The sequence below is a fragment of the Rugamonas brunnea genome (assembly GCF_014042345.1).
GTDB lineage: Bacteria > Pseudomonadota > Gammaproteobacteria > Burkholderiales > Burkholderiaceae_D > Rugamonas > Rugamonas brunnea.
On the sequence record NZ_JACEZT010000001.1, the window covers coordinates 341,730 to 355,358 of the forward strand.

Annotated in this window: 13 protein-coding genes; all 13 read right to left on the bottom strand. The window is 66.9% G+C overall.

The window, feature by feature from the left end:
- Positions 1 to 4: 4 nt before the first annotated feature.
- On the bottom strand, positions 5 to 958 hold the full coding sequence (locus tag H3H37_RS01560) for a Gfo/Idh/MocA family oxidoreductase (protein ID WP_182159385.1): 954 nt from the start codon (positions 956 to 958) through the stop codon (positions 5 to 7).
- A complete protein-coding gene (locus H3H37_RS01565) occupies positions 959 to 1,813 on the bottom strand; it encodes a class III extradiol dioxygenase subunit beta (protein ID WP_182159387.1) in 855 nt (284 codons plus the stop codon). It abuts the gene before it with no gap.
- A gap of 1 nt (position 1,814) precedes the next feature.
- Positions 1,815 to 2,240 carry a protocatechuate 4,5-dioxygenase subunit alpha gene (ligA, locus tag H3H37_RS01570; protein ID WP_182159390.1) on the bottom strand — a complete coding sequence of 142 codons (426 nt, stop codon included), beginning with the start codon at positions 2,238 to 2,240 and terminating at the stop codon, positions 1,815 to 1,817.
- On the bottom strand, positions 2,227 to 3,168 hold the full coding sequence (locus tag H3H37_RS01575; protein WP_182159393.1) for an amidohydrolase family protein: 942 nt from the start codon (positions 3,166 to 3,168) through the stop codon (positions 2,227 to 2,229). The genes ligA and H3H37_RS01575 overlap by 14 nt, the downstream gene beginning before the upstream one ends.
- The gene (locus H3H37_RS01580) at positions 3,165 to 4,118 is read right to left on the bottom strand and encodes a DUF1932 domain-containing protein (protein WP_182159395.1); all 954 of its coding nucleotides are present in this window, start codon (positions 4,116 to 4,118) and stop codon (positions 3,165 to 3,167) included. Before H3H37_RS01580 ends, H3H37_RS01575 begins: the two co-directional genes overlap by 4 nt.
- Before the next feature lie 3 nt (positions 4,119 to 4,121).
- Positions 4,122 to 4,820 carry a 4-carboxy-4-hydroxy-2-oxoadipate aldolase/oxaloacetate decarboxylase gene (gene ligK / locus H3H37_RS01585; RefSeq protein ID WP_182159398.1) on the bottom strand — a complete coding sequence of 233 codons (699 nt, stop codon included), beginning with the start codon at positions 4,818 to 4,820 and terminating at the stop codon, positions 4,122 to 4,124.
- A 2-nt stretch (positions 4,821 to 4,822) separates the two neighbouring features.
- Positions 4,823 to 5,848 (bottom strand): amidohydrolase family protein, encoded by a 1,026-nt coding sequence (locus H3H37_RS01590; RefSeq protein WP_182160279.1) that lies wholly within the window; start codon positions 5,846 to 5,848, stop codon positions 4,823 to 4,825.
- Positions 5,849 to 5,859: 11 nt separating this feature from the next.
- Positions 5,860 to 6,942 (bottom strand): 4-oxalomesaconate tautomerase, encoded by a 1,083-nt coding sequence (locus H3H37_RS01595; protein WP_182159401.1) that lies wholly within the window; start codon positions 6,940 to 6,942, stop codon positions 5,860 to 5,862.
- A gap of 85 nt (positions 6,943 to 7,027) precedes the next feature.
- Positions 7,028 to 8,317 carry an NAD(P)/FAD-dependent oxidoreductase gene (locus H3H37_RS01600; protein WP_182159404.1) on the bottom strand — a complete coding sequence of 430 codons (1,290 nt, stop codon included), beginning with the start codon at positions 8,315 to 8,317 and terminating at the stop codon, positions 7,028 to 7,030.
- 10 nt (positions 8,318 to 8,327) lie between these two features.
- Positions 8,328 to 9,674, bottom strand: a complete 1,347-nt coding sequence (locus H3H37_RS01605) for a glutamine synthetase family protein (protein ID WP_182159406.1) — start codon at positions 9,672 to 9,674, stop codon at positions 8,328 to 8,330.
- A gap of 173 nt (positions 9,675 to 9,847) precedes the next feature.
- Positions 9,848 to 10,585, bottom strand: coding sequence for a TetR/AcrR family transcriptional regulator (locus H3H37_RS01610; RefSeq protein WP_182159409.1), 738 nt, complete (start codon positions 10,583 to 10,585; stop codon positions 9,848 to 9,850).
- A 36-nt stretch (positions 10,586 to 10,621) separates the two neighbouring features.
- The gene (locus tag H3H37_RS01615; protein ID WP_182159412.1) at positions 10,622 to 12,073 is read right to left on the bottom strand and encodes an amidase; all 1,452 of its coding nucleotides are present in this window, start codon (positions 12,071 to 12,073) and stop codon (positions 10,622 to 10,624) included.
- 24 nt (positions 12,074 to 12,097) lie between these two features.
- Positions 12,098 to 13,621, bottom strand: a complete 1,524-nt coding sequence (locus tag H3H37_RS01620) for an aldehyde dehydrogenase family protein (protein WP_229218598.1) — start codon at positions 13,619 to 13,621, stop codon at positions 12,098 to 12,100.
- Positions 13,622 to 13,629: the final 8 nt, after the last annotated feature.

The following is a 13,629-nucleotide window of genomic DNA, read 5'->3' on the forward strand; positions in this document are numbered from 1 at the left end:
CTTCTCAGCCCTTCAGCTGCTGTTCGAGCTGGTGCAACACTGCGTAGCAAGGCAGCACCTGGGCCACGCTGCCATTGGGCTCGCGGCCTTCACGGATGGCGGCGAAGAATTCGCGGTCCTGCAACTCGATGCCGTTCATCGACACGTCCACCTTCGACACATCGATCTTCTGCTCCTTGCCGTCCACCAGGTCGTCGTAGCGGGCGATGTAGGTGCCGGTGTCGCCGATGTAGCGGAAGAAGGTGCCCAGCGGGCCGTCGTTGTTGAACGACAGCGACAGCGTGCAGATCGCGCCGTTGGCGGCCTTCAGCTGGATCGACATGTCCATCGCGATGCCCAGCGTGGGATGAATCGGTCCCTGGATCGCGTTGGCCTTCACCACCGGGCTGCCGCACTGGTAGGCGAACAGGTCGACCGTGTGGGCCGCGTGGTGCCACAGCAGATGGTCGGTCCAGCTGCGCGGCTGGCCCAGCGCGTTGATGTTGGTGCGGCGGAAGAAGTAGGTCTGCACATCCATCTGCTGGATATTGAACTCGCCGGCCGCGATCTTCTTGTGCACCCACTGATGGCTGGGATTGAAGCGGCGGGTGTGGCCGCACATGGCCACCTTGCCCGTCTCCCGCTGCACGCGCAGCACTTCCTCACCTTCCGAGAACACGTCGCACAGCGGAATCTCGACCTGCACGTGCTTACCCGCCTTCATGCAGGCGATGGCCTGGCTGGCGTGCATCTGGGTCGGCGTGCACAGGATCACGGCCTCCACCGCCGGCAAGGCCAGCGCATCGTCCAGCTCCGTCGTCACATGGGGGATGGCGTATTTGGCCGCCACCGCCTTGGTCGCCTCCAGGTCGCGGCTGACCAGGGACACCACTTCCACGCCTTCGATCTGGGCGATCGCGTCCAGGTGCTTGATGCCGAAGGCACCGGCGCCGACCAGCGCCACTTTGATGGTTTTCATTCAGCTGTTCTCCAAAATCAGATGGCCGACGGCGGTGTTGGACGCCGGCACATGGTAAAAGCGGTGTTTGAGGGTGGGCGCGGCGCCGCCGGCCACGTCGGCCATGGCGCCACGGGCGATCAGCCACATGACCAGTTCGATGCCTTCGGAGCCGGCTTCGCGCACGTAGTCCACATGCGGGATGGCGGCGGCGGCGGCCGGGTCGGCCATCAGCTTGTCCAGGAAGGCATTATCCCATTCGCGGTTGATGAGGCCCGCGCGCGGGCCCTGCAACTGGTGGCTCATGCCGCCCGTGCCCCAGATCTGCACCTTGATGTCGCGGTCAAACGATTCCACCGCGCGCCGGATGGCCTGGCCCAGCTGGAAGCAGCGCCGGCCCGACGGCGCCGGATACTGCACCACGTTGACGGCGAACGGGATCACGGGGCATGGCCAGGCGTCCGGCTGGCCGCACATCAGCGACAGCGGCACCGTCAGGCCGTGGTCCACTTCCATGCGGTTGACGATGGTGAGGTCGAAATCGTCCTGGATCACGCTTTGCGCGATATGCGAGGCCAGCTCCGGGTGGCCCACCACCTTGGGCACGGGGCGCGGGCCCCAGCCCTCGTCGGCGATGGCGAATTCGGCAGCCGTGCCGATGGCGAAGGTGGGGATCATGTCCAGGCTGAACGCCGTCGCGTGGTCGTTATAGACCAGGAAGATCACGTCCGGCCGGTTGTCCTTCATCCACTGGCGCGAATAGTCGTAGCCGGCGAACAGCGGTTTCCAGTAGTCGTCGCCGGCCTTGCCCAGGTCCAGCGCGGCGCCGATGGCCGGCACGTGCGAGGTGTAGACGGATGCGGTGATGCGTGCCATCTCACTTCCCTCCCTGTGGTTGGCGGTGCGCCTGCGCGTCGCCGTCTTCGCCGACGTAGCGGTTGCCGTCGATGGCGCGGCCTCCATTGATCATCATGTTGCGGTACTCCTCTTCCGTCATGCCGGTCATGCTGCCGGCCATTTGCTGGAAACTCAGGCCATCCGTGGCGCCCAGCTTGGCCAGGAAATAGATATTGCCGCCGGTGCGCATGCACCAGTTCAGGTCGCGCGCCTGGACCGCCTGCTTCTGCTCCTCGCTCATCGGCCATTCGTCCAGGTAGGCTTTCTCATCGGCCTTGAAGCGGGCGCGGTTCTCCGCCTTCATCAGCGACATGCAGAATTGATTAAGCCAATAGCCTTTGCGCGACTGGTCCGCATCGAAAATGATGGTGCCTGGTACATCCAGGTAGGGTTTATCGAGCGCCATTGCTAGTCTCCTCCGGCCAGTAGAGCCGCATAGGGTTGTCTACCAGTAGTTTATGCTGAAGTTCGGCCGTTGGGGCGATATGGGGAATCAGGTCCACCAGCAGGCCGTCGTCGGGCATGTGATCCTTCAGGTTGGGGTGCGGCCAGTCGGTGCCCCACAACACGCGGTCGGGGAACGATTCCACCACGCGCCGCGCGAACGGGATCACGTCGCGGTAGGCCATGCGCTCGCCGTCCAGCGCTTTGGGGCCACTCACCGACAGCCGTTCCGGGCAGCTTACCTTGCTCCACACGTTGGGATGCTCGCGCATGAACTTCAGGAACAGGGCGAATTCCGGGCCATCGATATCCTTGCTCACGTCCGGCCGGCCCATGTGGTCCACCACCACGATGGTGGGCAGCGCGCTGAAGAAGTCCCACAGCTCCGGCAAGTCCTGCGATTCGAAATAGACCACGATGTGCCAGCCCAGCTTCGCCACGCGGCCGGCGATCTCCAGCAATTCCTCGCGCGGCGTAAAGTCGACCAGGCGCTTGACGAAATTGAAACGCACGCCGCGCACACCGGCGTCGTGCAAAGCTTGCAGTTCCTCGTCGCTGACGGTGCGGCGCACCGTGGCCACGCCGCGCGCCTTGCCGCCCGAGGACTGGCAGGCATCGACCATCGCGCGGTTATCGGCGCCGTGGCAGGTGGCCTGCACGATCACGTTGCGGCTGAAACCGAGCTGCTCGCGCAGTGCAAACAACTGGGCCTTGCTGGCGTCGCACGGGGTGTACTTGCGTTCCGCTGCGTAGGGGAATTCGGCGCCGGGGCCGAACACGTGGCAATGCGCGTCCACCGCGCCTGCTGGCAGCGTGAAGGCGGGTTTGCTGGGGCCCGTGTACCAGTCCAGCCAGCCGGGCGATTTGGTGAAAATGGATTCCTGCTTCATGTTTGTTCCTTGATGGTTGCGAGGAGTCGGTCCGCCTCGGTGCGCCAGTCGGCGCTGCGGGCAAAGCCAGGAGTGCCGCGCTGGCCGAAGGTGCCCGCGTCGGCCTGTTGCGCCACCCAGGCCTGGCGCTGCGCGATCGCCGTCGCGCCCAGCGGTTCGAGCCCCGCTTCGCGCACCGTTTGCGCCACTTCGAACACTTCCTCTGCGCGGCGGCGGCCGTGTTCGATCACGCGTTGAAAGAAATAAGCGCCCTGCTGCTCCCAGTCGATGCCGGGGAAGGTCTCGGCCAGCGACGCCAGTACCGCGTCCTCCACGCCATAGGCGCGGGCGGTGGTGAAGCTTTCGATGACCAGCGCCTCCAGGCCCTTGATCATGATGGAGCGGCACATCTTGGTGGCCGAGGCCACGCCGAGTTGTCCGGCCTGGTCAGCCTGGCCCGCTTGGTCCGCCCGCTCCGGCACTGGCCGCGCCGCAAACCCCAGGTCGCGCAGCGCCGGCGCGAGGCGCGCGGCATGCGGTCCGCCCACCAGCAGCGGCACCCGCAGACGGTATGGCGGCACCGATGTCATCACCGCCCCTTCCAGGTAGCGCGCACCGGCCGCTTCGATCGCCAGGGCAGCGCGCTGTTTGGCGCCGGGCGATGCCGAGTTCAGGTCCAGGAACACGGCGCCGGCGCCCATGCCGGGTGCGGCGGCCTGCGCCACCGCCACGGCCTGGCTGGCCGTAACAGCGGAGATCACCAGGTCGGACGCCGCGGCCAGCGCGGCATGACTGTCGGCCAGCGCCACGCCGTGCGCCTCAGCGTGGGCCCGCATGGCGCCGTCGTCTTGCTGGCGGCGGTCATGGGCGCTCACCGTCATGCCTTGCGCGCGCAGGTCTTCCACCAGGATGCGCCCCACCTCGCCGTAGCCGAGCAGGCCGACGCGCCAGGACTTCGGATCGGCATCCATGGCTCAGTCGATGTAGGTCAGGCCGGCCGCTTGCAACGGGCCACGCATGTTGTACATGTCCAGCCCCAGCACACCGGAGGCCAGCTTGGCGCGCTTCTCGCCTTCCAGCGCCTCGCGCTTTTGCGCCGCCAGCGCCACGCGGGTGGCGTCCGCCGCCGGCACCACGGCCACGCCATCGTCGTCGGCCACGATCACGTCGCCGGGGTTGACGAACGCGCCGGCGCACAGCACGGGAATGTTGACGGAACCGAGCGTGGCCTTGATGGTGCCTTTCGAGCTGATGGCCTTGCTCCACACGGGGAAGTTCATCTCGGTCAGCGTCTTGACGTCGCGCACACCGGCATCAATCACCAGGGCGCGCGCACCGCGGGCCTGGAAGCTGGTGGCCAGCAGGTCGCCGAAGTAGCCGTCCGTGCATTCGGCCGTCACCGCTGCCACCACGATGTCGCCGGGCTGGATCTGTTCGGCCGCCACGTGCATCATCCAGTTGTCGCCGGGGTGCAGCAGCACCGTGACGGCCGTACCGGCCACTTGCGCGCCGCTGTAGATGGGGCGCATATACGGTTTCATCAGGCCCATGCGGCCCATGGCTTCATGCACGGTAGCGCTGCCGAGGCGGCCCAGCAGTTCCACCGCTTCGCGCGGGGCGCGCTCGATGTTGCGCTTGACGATGCCAAGCTGGTTGTAGGCGGGAGTCGTCATGATCAGCGTCCTTTCTGTTTGAGGGCGGCATCCAGGCGCGGATACACGCGGCGGGCATTACCTTCGAAGATTTTGTAGCGGTCGTCGTCGCTCAGCGCGGCGCCTTCGATATAGCGGCGCGTGTCGTCGTAGTAGTGGCCCGTTTCAGGATCGATGCCGCGCACGGCGCCGATCATCTCGGAGGCGAACAGCACGTTGTCGACCGGGATCACCTTGGTCAGCAGGTCGATGCCGGGCTGGTGGTACACGCAGGTGTCGAAGAACACGTTGTTCAGCAGGTGGTCCTTGAGCAGCGGCTTTTTCAGCTCCTGCGCCAGGCCACGGTAACGGCCCCAGTGATACGGCGCGGCGCCGCCGCCGTGCGGGATGATGAACTTCAGCGTCGGGAAGCGGCTGAACAGGTCACCCGTCAGGCACTGCATGAAGGCCGTGGTGTCGGCGTTAATGTAGTGAGCGCCCGTGGTGTGGAAGCAGCTGTTGCAGCTGGTGCTCACGTGGATCATGGCCGGCAGGTCGTATTCCACCATCTTTTCGTAGATGGGGAACCAGTGTTCATCCGTCAGTGGCGGCGAGGTCCAGTGGCCGCCGCTGGGGTCGGGATTGAGGTTGATCGCCACGGCGCCATACTCCTTGACGCACTTTTCCAGCTCGGCCACGCAGGTGGCGGGATCCACGCCCGGCGACTGCGGCAGCATGGCGGCCGGGATGAAGTGGTCGGGGAACAGCTGGCTCACGCGGTGGCACAGTTCATTGCAGATGGCGGCCCAGGTGGACGACACCTCGAAATCGCCGATGTGGTGGGCCATAAAGCTGGCGCGCGGCGAGAAGATGGTGAGGTCGGAACCGCGCTCGCGCATCAGGCGCAGCTGGTTGGTTTCGATGGTGTCGCGCAGCTCATCGTCACTAATGCGCAGTTCCGACACCTTGGGCTTGGCCGAAGGGTCCTTGATGCCGGCGATCTGGCGGTTGCGCCATTCCTCCAGCGCCTTGGGCGCCGTCGTGTAGTGGCCGTGGATGTCGATAATCAGGGGCTTTTTCATTATTTCTCCAGGAGGGATTGCGGCACCATCACTTCGCCGCGCATGATCAGGCGCGCCGTGCGCAGCAGCGCCGCACGCACGACTTTCTGTGGATCGGCCGGGTCCAGCGCCAGGTCGACGCTGAATTCACCGGTCGGGTGTTCCACCGAGATGACCTTGGCCTCCCCTTCCGGCACGATGGCCAGGCCGTCGGCCACCGAGCCGCGCAGCACGCAGGCCGTGGCCACGGTGACGGCGGCCAGCACGCCGATGGCGTCGTGGCAGACGTGGGGGATGAAGCTGCGGGTGCTGATATTGCCGCCGTCGCGGGGCGCAGCGATCAGGGTCATCTTCGGATAATTCTTGCTGGTGACGTCGCCCAGGCCCATGGCGTGGCCACAGGCGATACGCAGGCGCTCGACGCGCTGCTTGAGTTCCGTGTCCGCATTCAGCGCTTCCACTGTCTCGTAGCCGGTGCGGCCCACGGCCTGCGCCTTGAACAGCACCAGCGGCATGCCGTTGTCGATGCAGGTCACCTCGACGCCGTCGATCACGTCGCGCACCTGGCCGGTCGGCAGCAGGCCGGCGCAGACCGAACCGGCCGTGTCGAGGAAATTGATGGTGATGGGGGCGCTGGTGCCGGGCACGCCGTCGATGCGGGCGTCGCCTTCGTAGGCCACCTGGCCACCCGGCGTTTGCACGGTGATATCGCATTGCATGTCCGTGTTCAGCGTCAGCACCCGCAGCGTGGTTTGCTCGCCCTGGGCGCTGGCCAGGCCCGTCTCCAGGGCGAACGGCACCACGGCGGCCAGCATGTTGCCGCAGTTGGGCGTGGTGTCCACGGTGTCCTTGTTCGGTTGCAGCTGCGCGAACAGGAAATCCAGGTCCACGCCCGGCACCGCGCTCTTGCGCACGATACCGACCTTGCTGGTGAGCGGGTGGCCGCCGCCCAGGCCGTCGATCTGGCGCGGGTCGGGCGAGCCCATCACGGCCAGCAGCACCTTGTCGCGCTGCGCCTGTTCGGCCGGCAGGTCGGATTCGAGGAAGAACGGCCCCCGGGAGGTGCCGCCGCGCATGAAGAGGGTTTTGATTGGGGTTTGCATGATGGAGCCATTGTGCGACGGCGGCGAACCACAACCAATGAGCATAGCAATCTAGCAGTTATCTAATTTTGCGATATCACCCCCTTCAACGCCAGCGTTCCAGCACCTGGAAGTACCACATCCCCAGCGCCAGGATCTGCCGCCCCATCCAGTCGCCCACGGGCGCGCGCACGTGGCGGAAGCCGTGGAACAGGTCGAAGCGCTCCATGGTGCCGCAGATCGCCTGCGCCATCACCTCGCCCACGATGTGCGAGGTGGCCAGACCGTGGCCCGAATATCCCTGCGCGTACCAGACGTTGGGCGCCAGCTTGCCCAGCTGCGGTATGCGGTTGAACACGATACCCATGTCGCAGCTCCACTGGAACGCGATCTCCACGCCCCGCAACTGCGGGAAGGTGCGCTCGATGCAGGGCCGCAGCTCGGCCGCGATGTCGCGCGTGGTCTTGCCCGAGTAATTGGCGCCGCCGCCAAACAGCAGCCGGCCATCGGCCGTCATCCGGTAGTAGTCAAGCACGAAGCGGCTGTCGTACACGGCCACGTCGTGCGGGTTGAGCTGGCGCGCCAGCTCGCCCAGCGGCGCGGTGGTGACGATACCGCCCGGTGCCGGGAAGATGGTGCCGCTCAGTTTGCGCCGTTCAAGCTTGTGGCTCACGTCGCCGGCCAGCAGGATCTGGTCGGCGATGACGGTGCCATGTTCCAGCCGCAGCCGGGGCGTGGCGCCGTGGACGATCTCCAGCACCGGCGACTGTTCAAAGATCCGCCCGCCCAGCCCGGCCAGTGCGCCCGCCTCGCCCAGGCACAGGTTAAGCGGGTGCAGGTGCAGGTTGTTGCGGTTGTGGATGCCGCCGTGGTACAGCGGCGTATCGAGCAGGCCGGGGATATCGTCCCGCTCCAGCCAGCGCACCTGGTCGCCCATGCCGCGCCGGACCAACTCGTCGTAGGCCGCGCGCATGGCCGGCACGTGGCTGGGCTTGTAGGCCGCGTGCAGATGGCCGGACTTGAGGTCGCAGGCGATGCCATAGCGTTCCACCCGTCGCCGGATGATGTCCTGCCCGCGCCAGCGCAGAGACCAGATGAAATCGTCGGCCGCCTGCCGGCCGATGCGCCTCACCAGCTGGCGCTCCATGGCCGCGTCGCCCGACAGGCTACCCGTCACCTGCCCGCCGTTGCGGCCGGACTGCCCCCAGCCGATGCGGTTGGCCTCCAGCAGCACCACCCGCTTGCCCTGCTCGGCCAGTTCCAGCGCGCTGGCCAGGCCCGTGAAGCCACCGCCGATCACGGCCACGTCGGCCCGCACCTCCCCTTCCAGCCGGGGATAGGTCACGGCGCTGTTGGCGGTGGCGTTGTAATAGGATGCGATACGTTCAGTACTCATGCCGCCCTCCTCACACCAGTTCCAGGTAACGCTGCAATTCCCAGTCCGTCACACACTGGTTGAATTGCGCCACTTCCCACTGGCGGGTCTGAACGAAGTGCTGCACGAATTCCTCGCCCAGCAGCTCGCGCGCCAGCGGCGAGCGCTCCATGGCAACTGTGGCGTCGGCCAGCGTGCGCGGCAGGCGCTCGACCGCCTCCGCGCCGCTGTTGGCGCCCGCCACCGGTGGCAGTTCCAGCGCCAGCCGGTGCTCGATGCCATACAGGCCGGACGCCAGCGCGGCCGCCATCGCCAGGTAGGGATTGGCATCGGCGCCGGGCGTGCGGGTCTCCAGCCGCATGCTGTTCGGGCTACCCGGGATCACGCGCAGCGCCGCGTTGCGGTTGTCCACCGCCCATGTCGGCTTGACGGGCGCCAGGTTGTGGTCCACCAGCCGCTTGTAGCTGTTGACGAACGGCGCCAGCATCGGCAGCAGATGCGGCAGACAATGCAACTGGCCGGCGATGAAGTGGCGCATGGTGTCGCTCATCTGGTGCTCGCCGCGCGCGTCGTGGAAGCAGTTGCGGCCATCGCGCCACAGGCTCTGGTGCAGGTGCTGGCCGCAACCGGCGTAGTCGGTCGAATACTTGGCCATGAAGGTGTTGAGCAAGCCATGGCGGCGGCCGATTTCGCGCACGGCCTGCTTGAACAGCACGGCGCGGTCGGCGCTGCGCAGCGCGTCGCCGTAGCGGATGGCGGCCTCGAAGTTGCCGGGGCCGGCCTCGGTGTGCAGCGCTTCCAGCGGCACGTCGATGGCGTTCAGGTTGGTGAACAGATCTTGCACGAAGGCATGCTGGGCATCGATGCGGAACGGCGAATAATTGGTCAGCCCATGGGTCGCCGTCTGCAACTGGCGATAGCCCTTGGCGCGCACCGACACTTCCGTCTCGTCCAGCACGAACCATTCGAATTCCGTGCCCACCTGGGCCGAATAGCCCATGGCATCGGCCTTGGCCAGCACGCGCTTGAGCAGCTGGCGCGGGCAGATCGGCAGCGGCGAGCCGTCGGCGCGCGTGTGCTCGCCCAGGATCAGCCAGCGGTTGCCGTCCCACGGCAGGCGGCGCGCGGTGGACGGGTCCAGCACCAGGCCCACGTCGGGAAAGCCGGTGTGGAAGCCGGTGAAGCTGACGTGCTGGTACAACTGGTCCTGGATATCCCAGCCAAAGACGGCGCTGGCGATGGTGCCGCCGCCGTCCAGCATGCCGGCGATTTTTTCGGCCGACAGGTGCTTGCCACGGGCCACGCCGTCGATATCGGTGACGAGGAAACGGGCATACGGTTCGCCAGCCAGCAGGTCTTTGTTGAATGTCGCATTCATGTTGTGTGCTCCTTGATTCCTGCAGACGCGCAGGATCGCGCTGCCAGCGAACGTGCCGGTGCGCGGGTTAATCAATACGAAAAATCGAAACGAAAAATCGAGACTGAAAATCAGGATGAAACGGGGATTGGTGGCGCAGCCGCGCGGGCCGGCCACCGGGAGCGGGAGCGCCCTTAGATGACGTCTGGCGGGGCTTCAGGACGGGGCTTCGCCCACGACGCGGGCTGGGCCTGTTCATTCAACAGCATCAGGTGGCTGGCCAGCGCGTGGCGGCAGATCCGGTGGTTGGTATCGAAGAAGGCGGAATGCGCGGCGCCGCGCATCAGCGACTCGATCAGCAGGTGGTGGTCGAGGATGGTGATGGTGCGCGCGGTGGCACTGCACTGCTCACGGCTCACGTACGGCAGCAGCGCCGACATGGCGTCGGTCAGCAGGGCGTTCACTTGCAGGTCGATCTCCTCCTCCAGGGCCGTCAAGGCCGGCACGGAGGCGAGCAGCGAGATCAGCACGCTCACGCCGGGCACCTGCTGGTACAGCGGGCGCACCGCGTCGTACACCATGTTCAGGTAGCGGATCAGGTCCACGCAGCCGGTTTTGGACGGGTGGATCGCCTCCACCGCATCCTTGACCCGCTCCAGCCACTGGCTGGCCAGCGCGTGCACGACGGACTCCTTGTTGGGGAAGTACTCGTACAAGCCGCCCACCGACAGGCCCGCCGCCTCGGCGATGCGCTTGGTGGTCAGCTTGGCCAGGCCACCGCGCGCGATTTCCTCGCCGGCGGCCTTCAGGATCACCTCTATCGTCTTGATGCCGCGCTCCTGTTGCGGAATGCGCCGCTTGCCAGCGGACTGGCGCGCGGGCCGGGCCTGCTCGGACCCGGGCGCCTGCAAGGGAGTGGTTTCTTTATGCATCGGTACAGAAACGTTATGTTGGACGGTGTCCATCGATTATGCCACAGCAGCCAGCGCTGGCTGCGACGCTGGCGGGAATTGTTCGACGAACAGCTTCGAACTGCCGGCCTTCGCGTGGCTGGCCGCCACCCGGAACACGGTTTCATCGTCGAAGGCATTGGCCACGATCTGCATCCCGGTCGGCACGCCGAGGTCGGACAGGCCGGTCGGCGCGGCCAGCACCGGATAGCGGTTGAGCAGGTTAAACGGTGGCGTCAGGCACCAGCCCAGGTAGGCGTCGTACTGGTGGCCGTGCGCTTCGATGATGGGCTCGGCCACCGGGTCCTGGTCGGCCTGCAGGGCCGTGGTCAGCATCGAGGCGCAGATGAAGGCCTGGTAGCCCTTGCCCCACACCTTGTCATGCATGTCGCGGTGCAGCTGGCGGCCCAGCACCGCGCTCGGGATGATGGACACGGCGTCGCTCTTGCCCTGCTCGCGCAACACCTCCGTGTAGCTGCACAATTTGGCCGCGTCATCCTCGCCGATATCGCCCATGAATTCATCGACGAACACGGCGCGCAGGCCGTCCAGCAGCACCTGGTTGATTTCGGCCAGATCCCAGTTCAGTTCCACCTCCTCCACGATGGCGCCCGCGCGGCGCAGGCCGTCCAGCGCGCGCAGCAGGTTGCGGTGGATGTCGTCGGCCAGCGTCGGGTTGCCGAACGCCGGGCAGTAGGCGATGCGCATGCCCTTCAGATCACCGTAGCTGGTGGGAAGCGGCGTGTAAGGCAGCGTGGTGAACGAGGACGGATGCGGGCCGGCCACCACGTTCTGCATCAGCACCAGGTCGTCGAAGGTGCGCGTCATCGGCCCTTCCACGGCCTGCACCAGGTATTCGTCGCCCGAGGCGCAGGCCAGGCGGCCGAACGGCGGCTTGTAGCCATACACGCCGCACAGCGACGACGGCAGGCGGATCGATCCGGCCATGTCGCTGCCGGTGGCCAGCGGCGCCACGCCGGCCGCCAGCGCGGCGCCCGAGCCGCCGCTGGAACCGCCGCACGAGTAATCGAGCGCCCACGGGTTGCGGGTCACGCCGTACATCTTGCTCCAGGTGTGGCCCAGCACGCAGAACTCAGGATTGGTGGCCTGGAAGTAGGGAATCGCGCCCGCCTCCAGCAGCTTGTCGACGATGGGATGGTTTTCGGTGGCGACGCGGTCCTTGAACACCAGCGAGGCCAGTGGACGCGGCCAGCCCTTGACGGCCGTCTCCTCCTTGACGATCACGGGCACGCCTTCCAGCGGGCGGGCCGTGCCTTCGGCGTAGCGCCGGCGCGACTCGCGCGCCATGGTGCGTGCCTGCTCCAGTTGCAGGCTGGCGGCGCTGTTGACGGTGGCTTGCTGGGCCTGCGCCGTTTCGATCAGGGTCTCCAGCACGGCGACCGGGTCCAGCGTGCCGGCGCGGAATTGTGCCAGCAGTTCAGTGGCGGAGGTGTAGGGAATGGAATGCATAGTGGTTCCGTTGTAATAAATGCGTTAAATAGTGGTGGCGGCCTGCGCGGGATAGAACGCCTCGTCCGGGCGCGGCAGCCACCAGTCGTGGATGCGCGGCGCGTGGTCTAGGATCACCATCTTGGTGCGGCGGAAGGCGTCCAGCCCCTGGCTGCCCAGCTCACAACCGAGGCCCGACATCTTGGCGCCGCTGAATGGCAGCGCGTCGTTGTCGATGAGCGGGTTGTTAATCCAGACCATGCCCGATTCGAGCCGGTCGGCCGCTTCCATGGCCTCGGCCAGGTTGGTGGTGAAGACGGAGGCGCCCAGGCCGAATTCGCTGTCGTTGGCCAGCCGCAGCGCCGTGTCGAAGTCCGGCACGCGGCAGATCGCCGCCACCGGGCCAAAGCACTCCTCGCGCATGATGGCCATGTCCGGCGTCACGCCCGTCAGGATGGTGGGCTCATAGAACCAGCCCGGCCCGCAGTTGTCGGGAATGCGGCCGCCGCAGACGATGGTGGCGCCCTGCTCCACCGCCTGGCCCACCAGCCGCGCCACCTTGTCGCGCGCGGCGCGGCTCACCAGCGGGCCGATTTCGGCCATGCCCATACCGTCGCCCACGCGCAGCTGGCGCGTGCGGCGCGCGAATTCGGCCACGAAGGCGTCGTGCACCGCGTCCTCGACGAAGAAGCGCTCCGACGAGGTGCACACCTGGCCGCTGAGCAGGAAGGCGGAATTGACGCAGCCGGCGGCCGCCACGTCCAGCGGCGCATGGCGTGAGATGATCATCGGATCGCTGCCGCCGGCCTCCAGCACGCAAGGCTTCATGCGCTGGGCGCAGGCCGCGCCCACGGCCTGCGCGGCCGCCACGCTGCCCGTGAACGCCACGGCGTGGGTGCCGGGCGACTGGATCAGCGCCTGCGCGGTGGCCGCGTCGCCGGGCAGGCAGGCCATCAGGCCGGCCGGCAGCGCGGCGAAGTAGTCCATGAAGCGCAACGTGCACAGCGACGTGGCCTCGGCCGGCTTGACGATGCAGGCATTACCGGCCGCCAGCGAGGCGGCCACCGTCCAGCACAACAGCAGGATCGGATAGTTGAACGGCAGGATATGCACGCTCACCCCATACGGCTCATAGCGCATGTGCTGGAACGAGCCGGCCAGGTTGGTGCCGGCCACCTTGCCGCCGTCGTTGCGCGCCATCTCCGCGTAGTAGCGGAACACCGAGGCGCAGATGGACAGCTCGCCCATCGCGTCCGGATACGGCTTGCCCATCTCGCGGCAGACCAGTTGCGCCAGCTCGCTGCGGCCGGGCGAGTTCTCCAGCCCGTCGGCGATCCGGTGCAGCAGTGCCGCGCGCGACTGGGTGTCCGTGGCGCGCCACTGGCGCTGGGCGGCGTTGGCCGCGTCCACGGCGCGCTGCACGTCGGCCTCGTCGCACACCGGGTAATGGCCCACCACGGCCAGCGTGGCGGGGTTGACCGACTCCTTGTGCCGCGCGCTGAGCGGCGCCGCATAGGCGCCCTGCAGGTACACTTGCGGGCGTTGCGGCGTGAATCCGGATGCTTGCATCACCATCG

Coding starts and splice junctions, on each gene's coding strand:
- H3H37_RS01575 (WP_182159393.1), bottom strand. CDS start 3,168: ATGAAGCAGGAATCCATTTTCACCAAATCGCCCGGCTGGCTGGACTGG.
- ligK (WP_182159398.1), bottom strand. CDS start 4,820: ATGACGACTCCCGCCTACAACCAGCTTGGCATCGTCAAGCGCAACATC.
- H3H37_RS01595 (WP_182159401.1), bottom strand. CDS start 6,942: ATGCAAACCCCAATCAAAACCCTCTTCATGCGCGGCGGCACCTCCCGG.
- ligA (WP_182159390.1), bottom strand. CDS start 2,240: ATGGCGCTCGATAAACCCTACCTGGATGTACCAGGCACCATCATTTTC.
- H3H37_RS01615 (WP_182159412.1), bottom strand. CDS start 12,073: ATGCATTCCATTCCCTACACCTCCGCCACTGAACTGCTGGCACAATTC.
- H3H37_RS01565 (WP_182159387.1), bottom strand. CDS start 1,813: ATGGCACGCATCACCGCATCCGTCTACACCTCGCACGTGCCGGCCATC.
- H3H37_RS01600 (WP_182159404.1), bottom strand. CDS start 8,317: ATGAGTACTGAACGTATCGCATCCTATTACAACGCCACCGCCAACAGC.
- H3H37_RS01605 (WP_182159406.1), bottom strand. CDS start 9,674: ATGAATGCGACATTCAACAAAGACCTGCTGGCTGGCGAACCGTATGCC.
- H3H37_RS01560 (WP_182159385.1), bottom strand. CDS start 958: ATGAAAACCATCAAAGTGGCGCTGGTCGGCGCCGGTGCCTTCGGCATC.
- H3H37_RS01610 (WP_182159409.1), bottom strand. CDS start 10,585: ATGCATAAAGAAACCACTCCCTTGCAGGCGCCCGGGTCCGAGCAGGCC.
- H3H37_RS01580 (WP_182159395.1), bottom strand. CDS start 4,118: ATGGATGCCGATCCGAAGTCCTGGCGCGTCGGCCTGCTCGGCTACGGC.
- H3H37_RS01620 (WP_229218598.1), bottom strand. CDS start 13,621: ATGCAAGCATCCGGATTCACGCCGCAACGCCCGCAAGTGTACCTGCAG.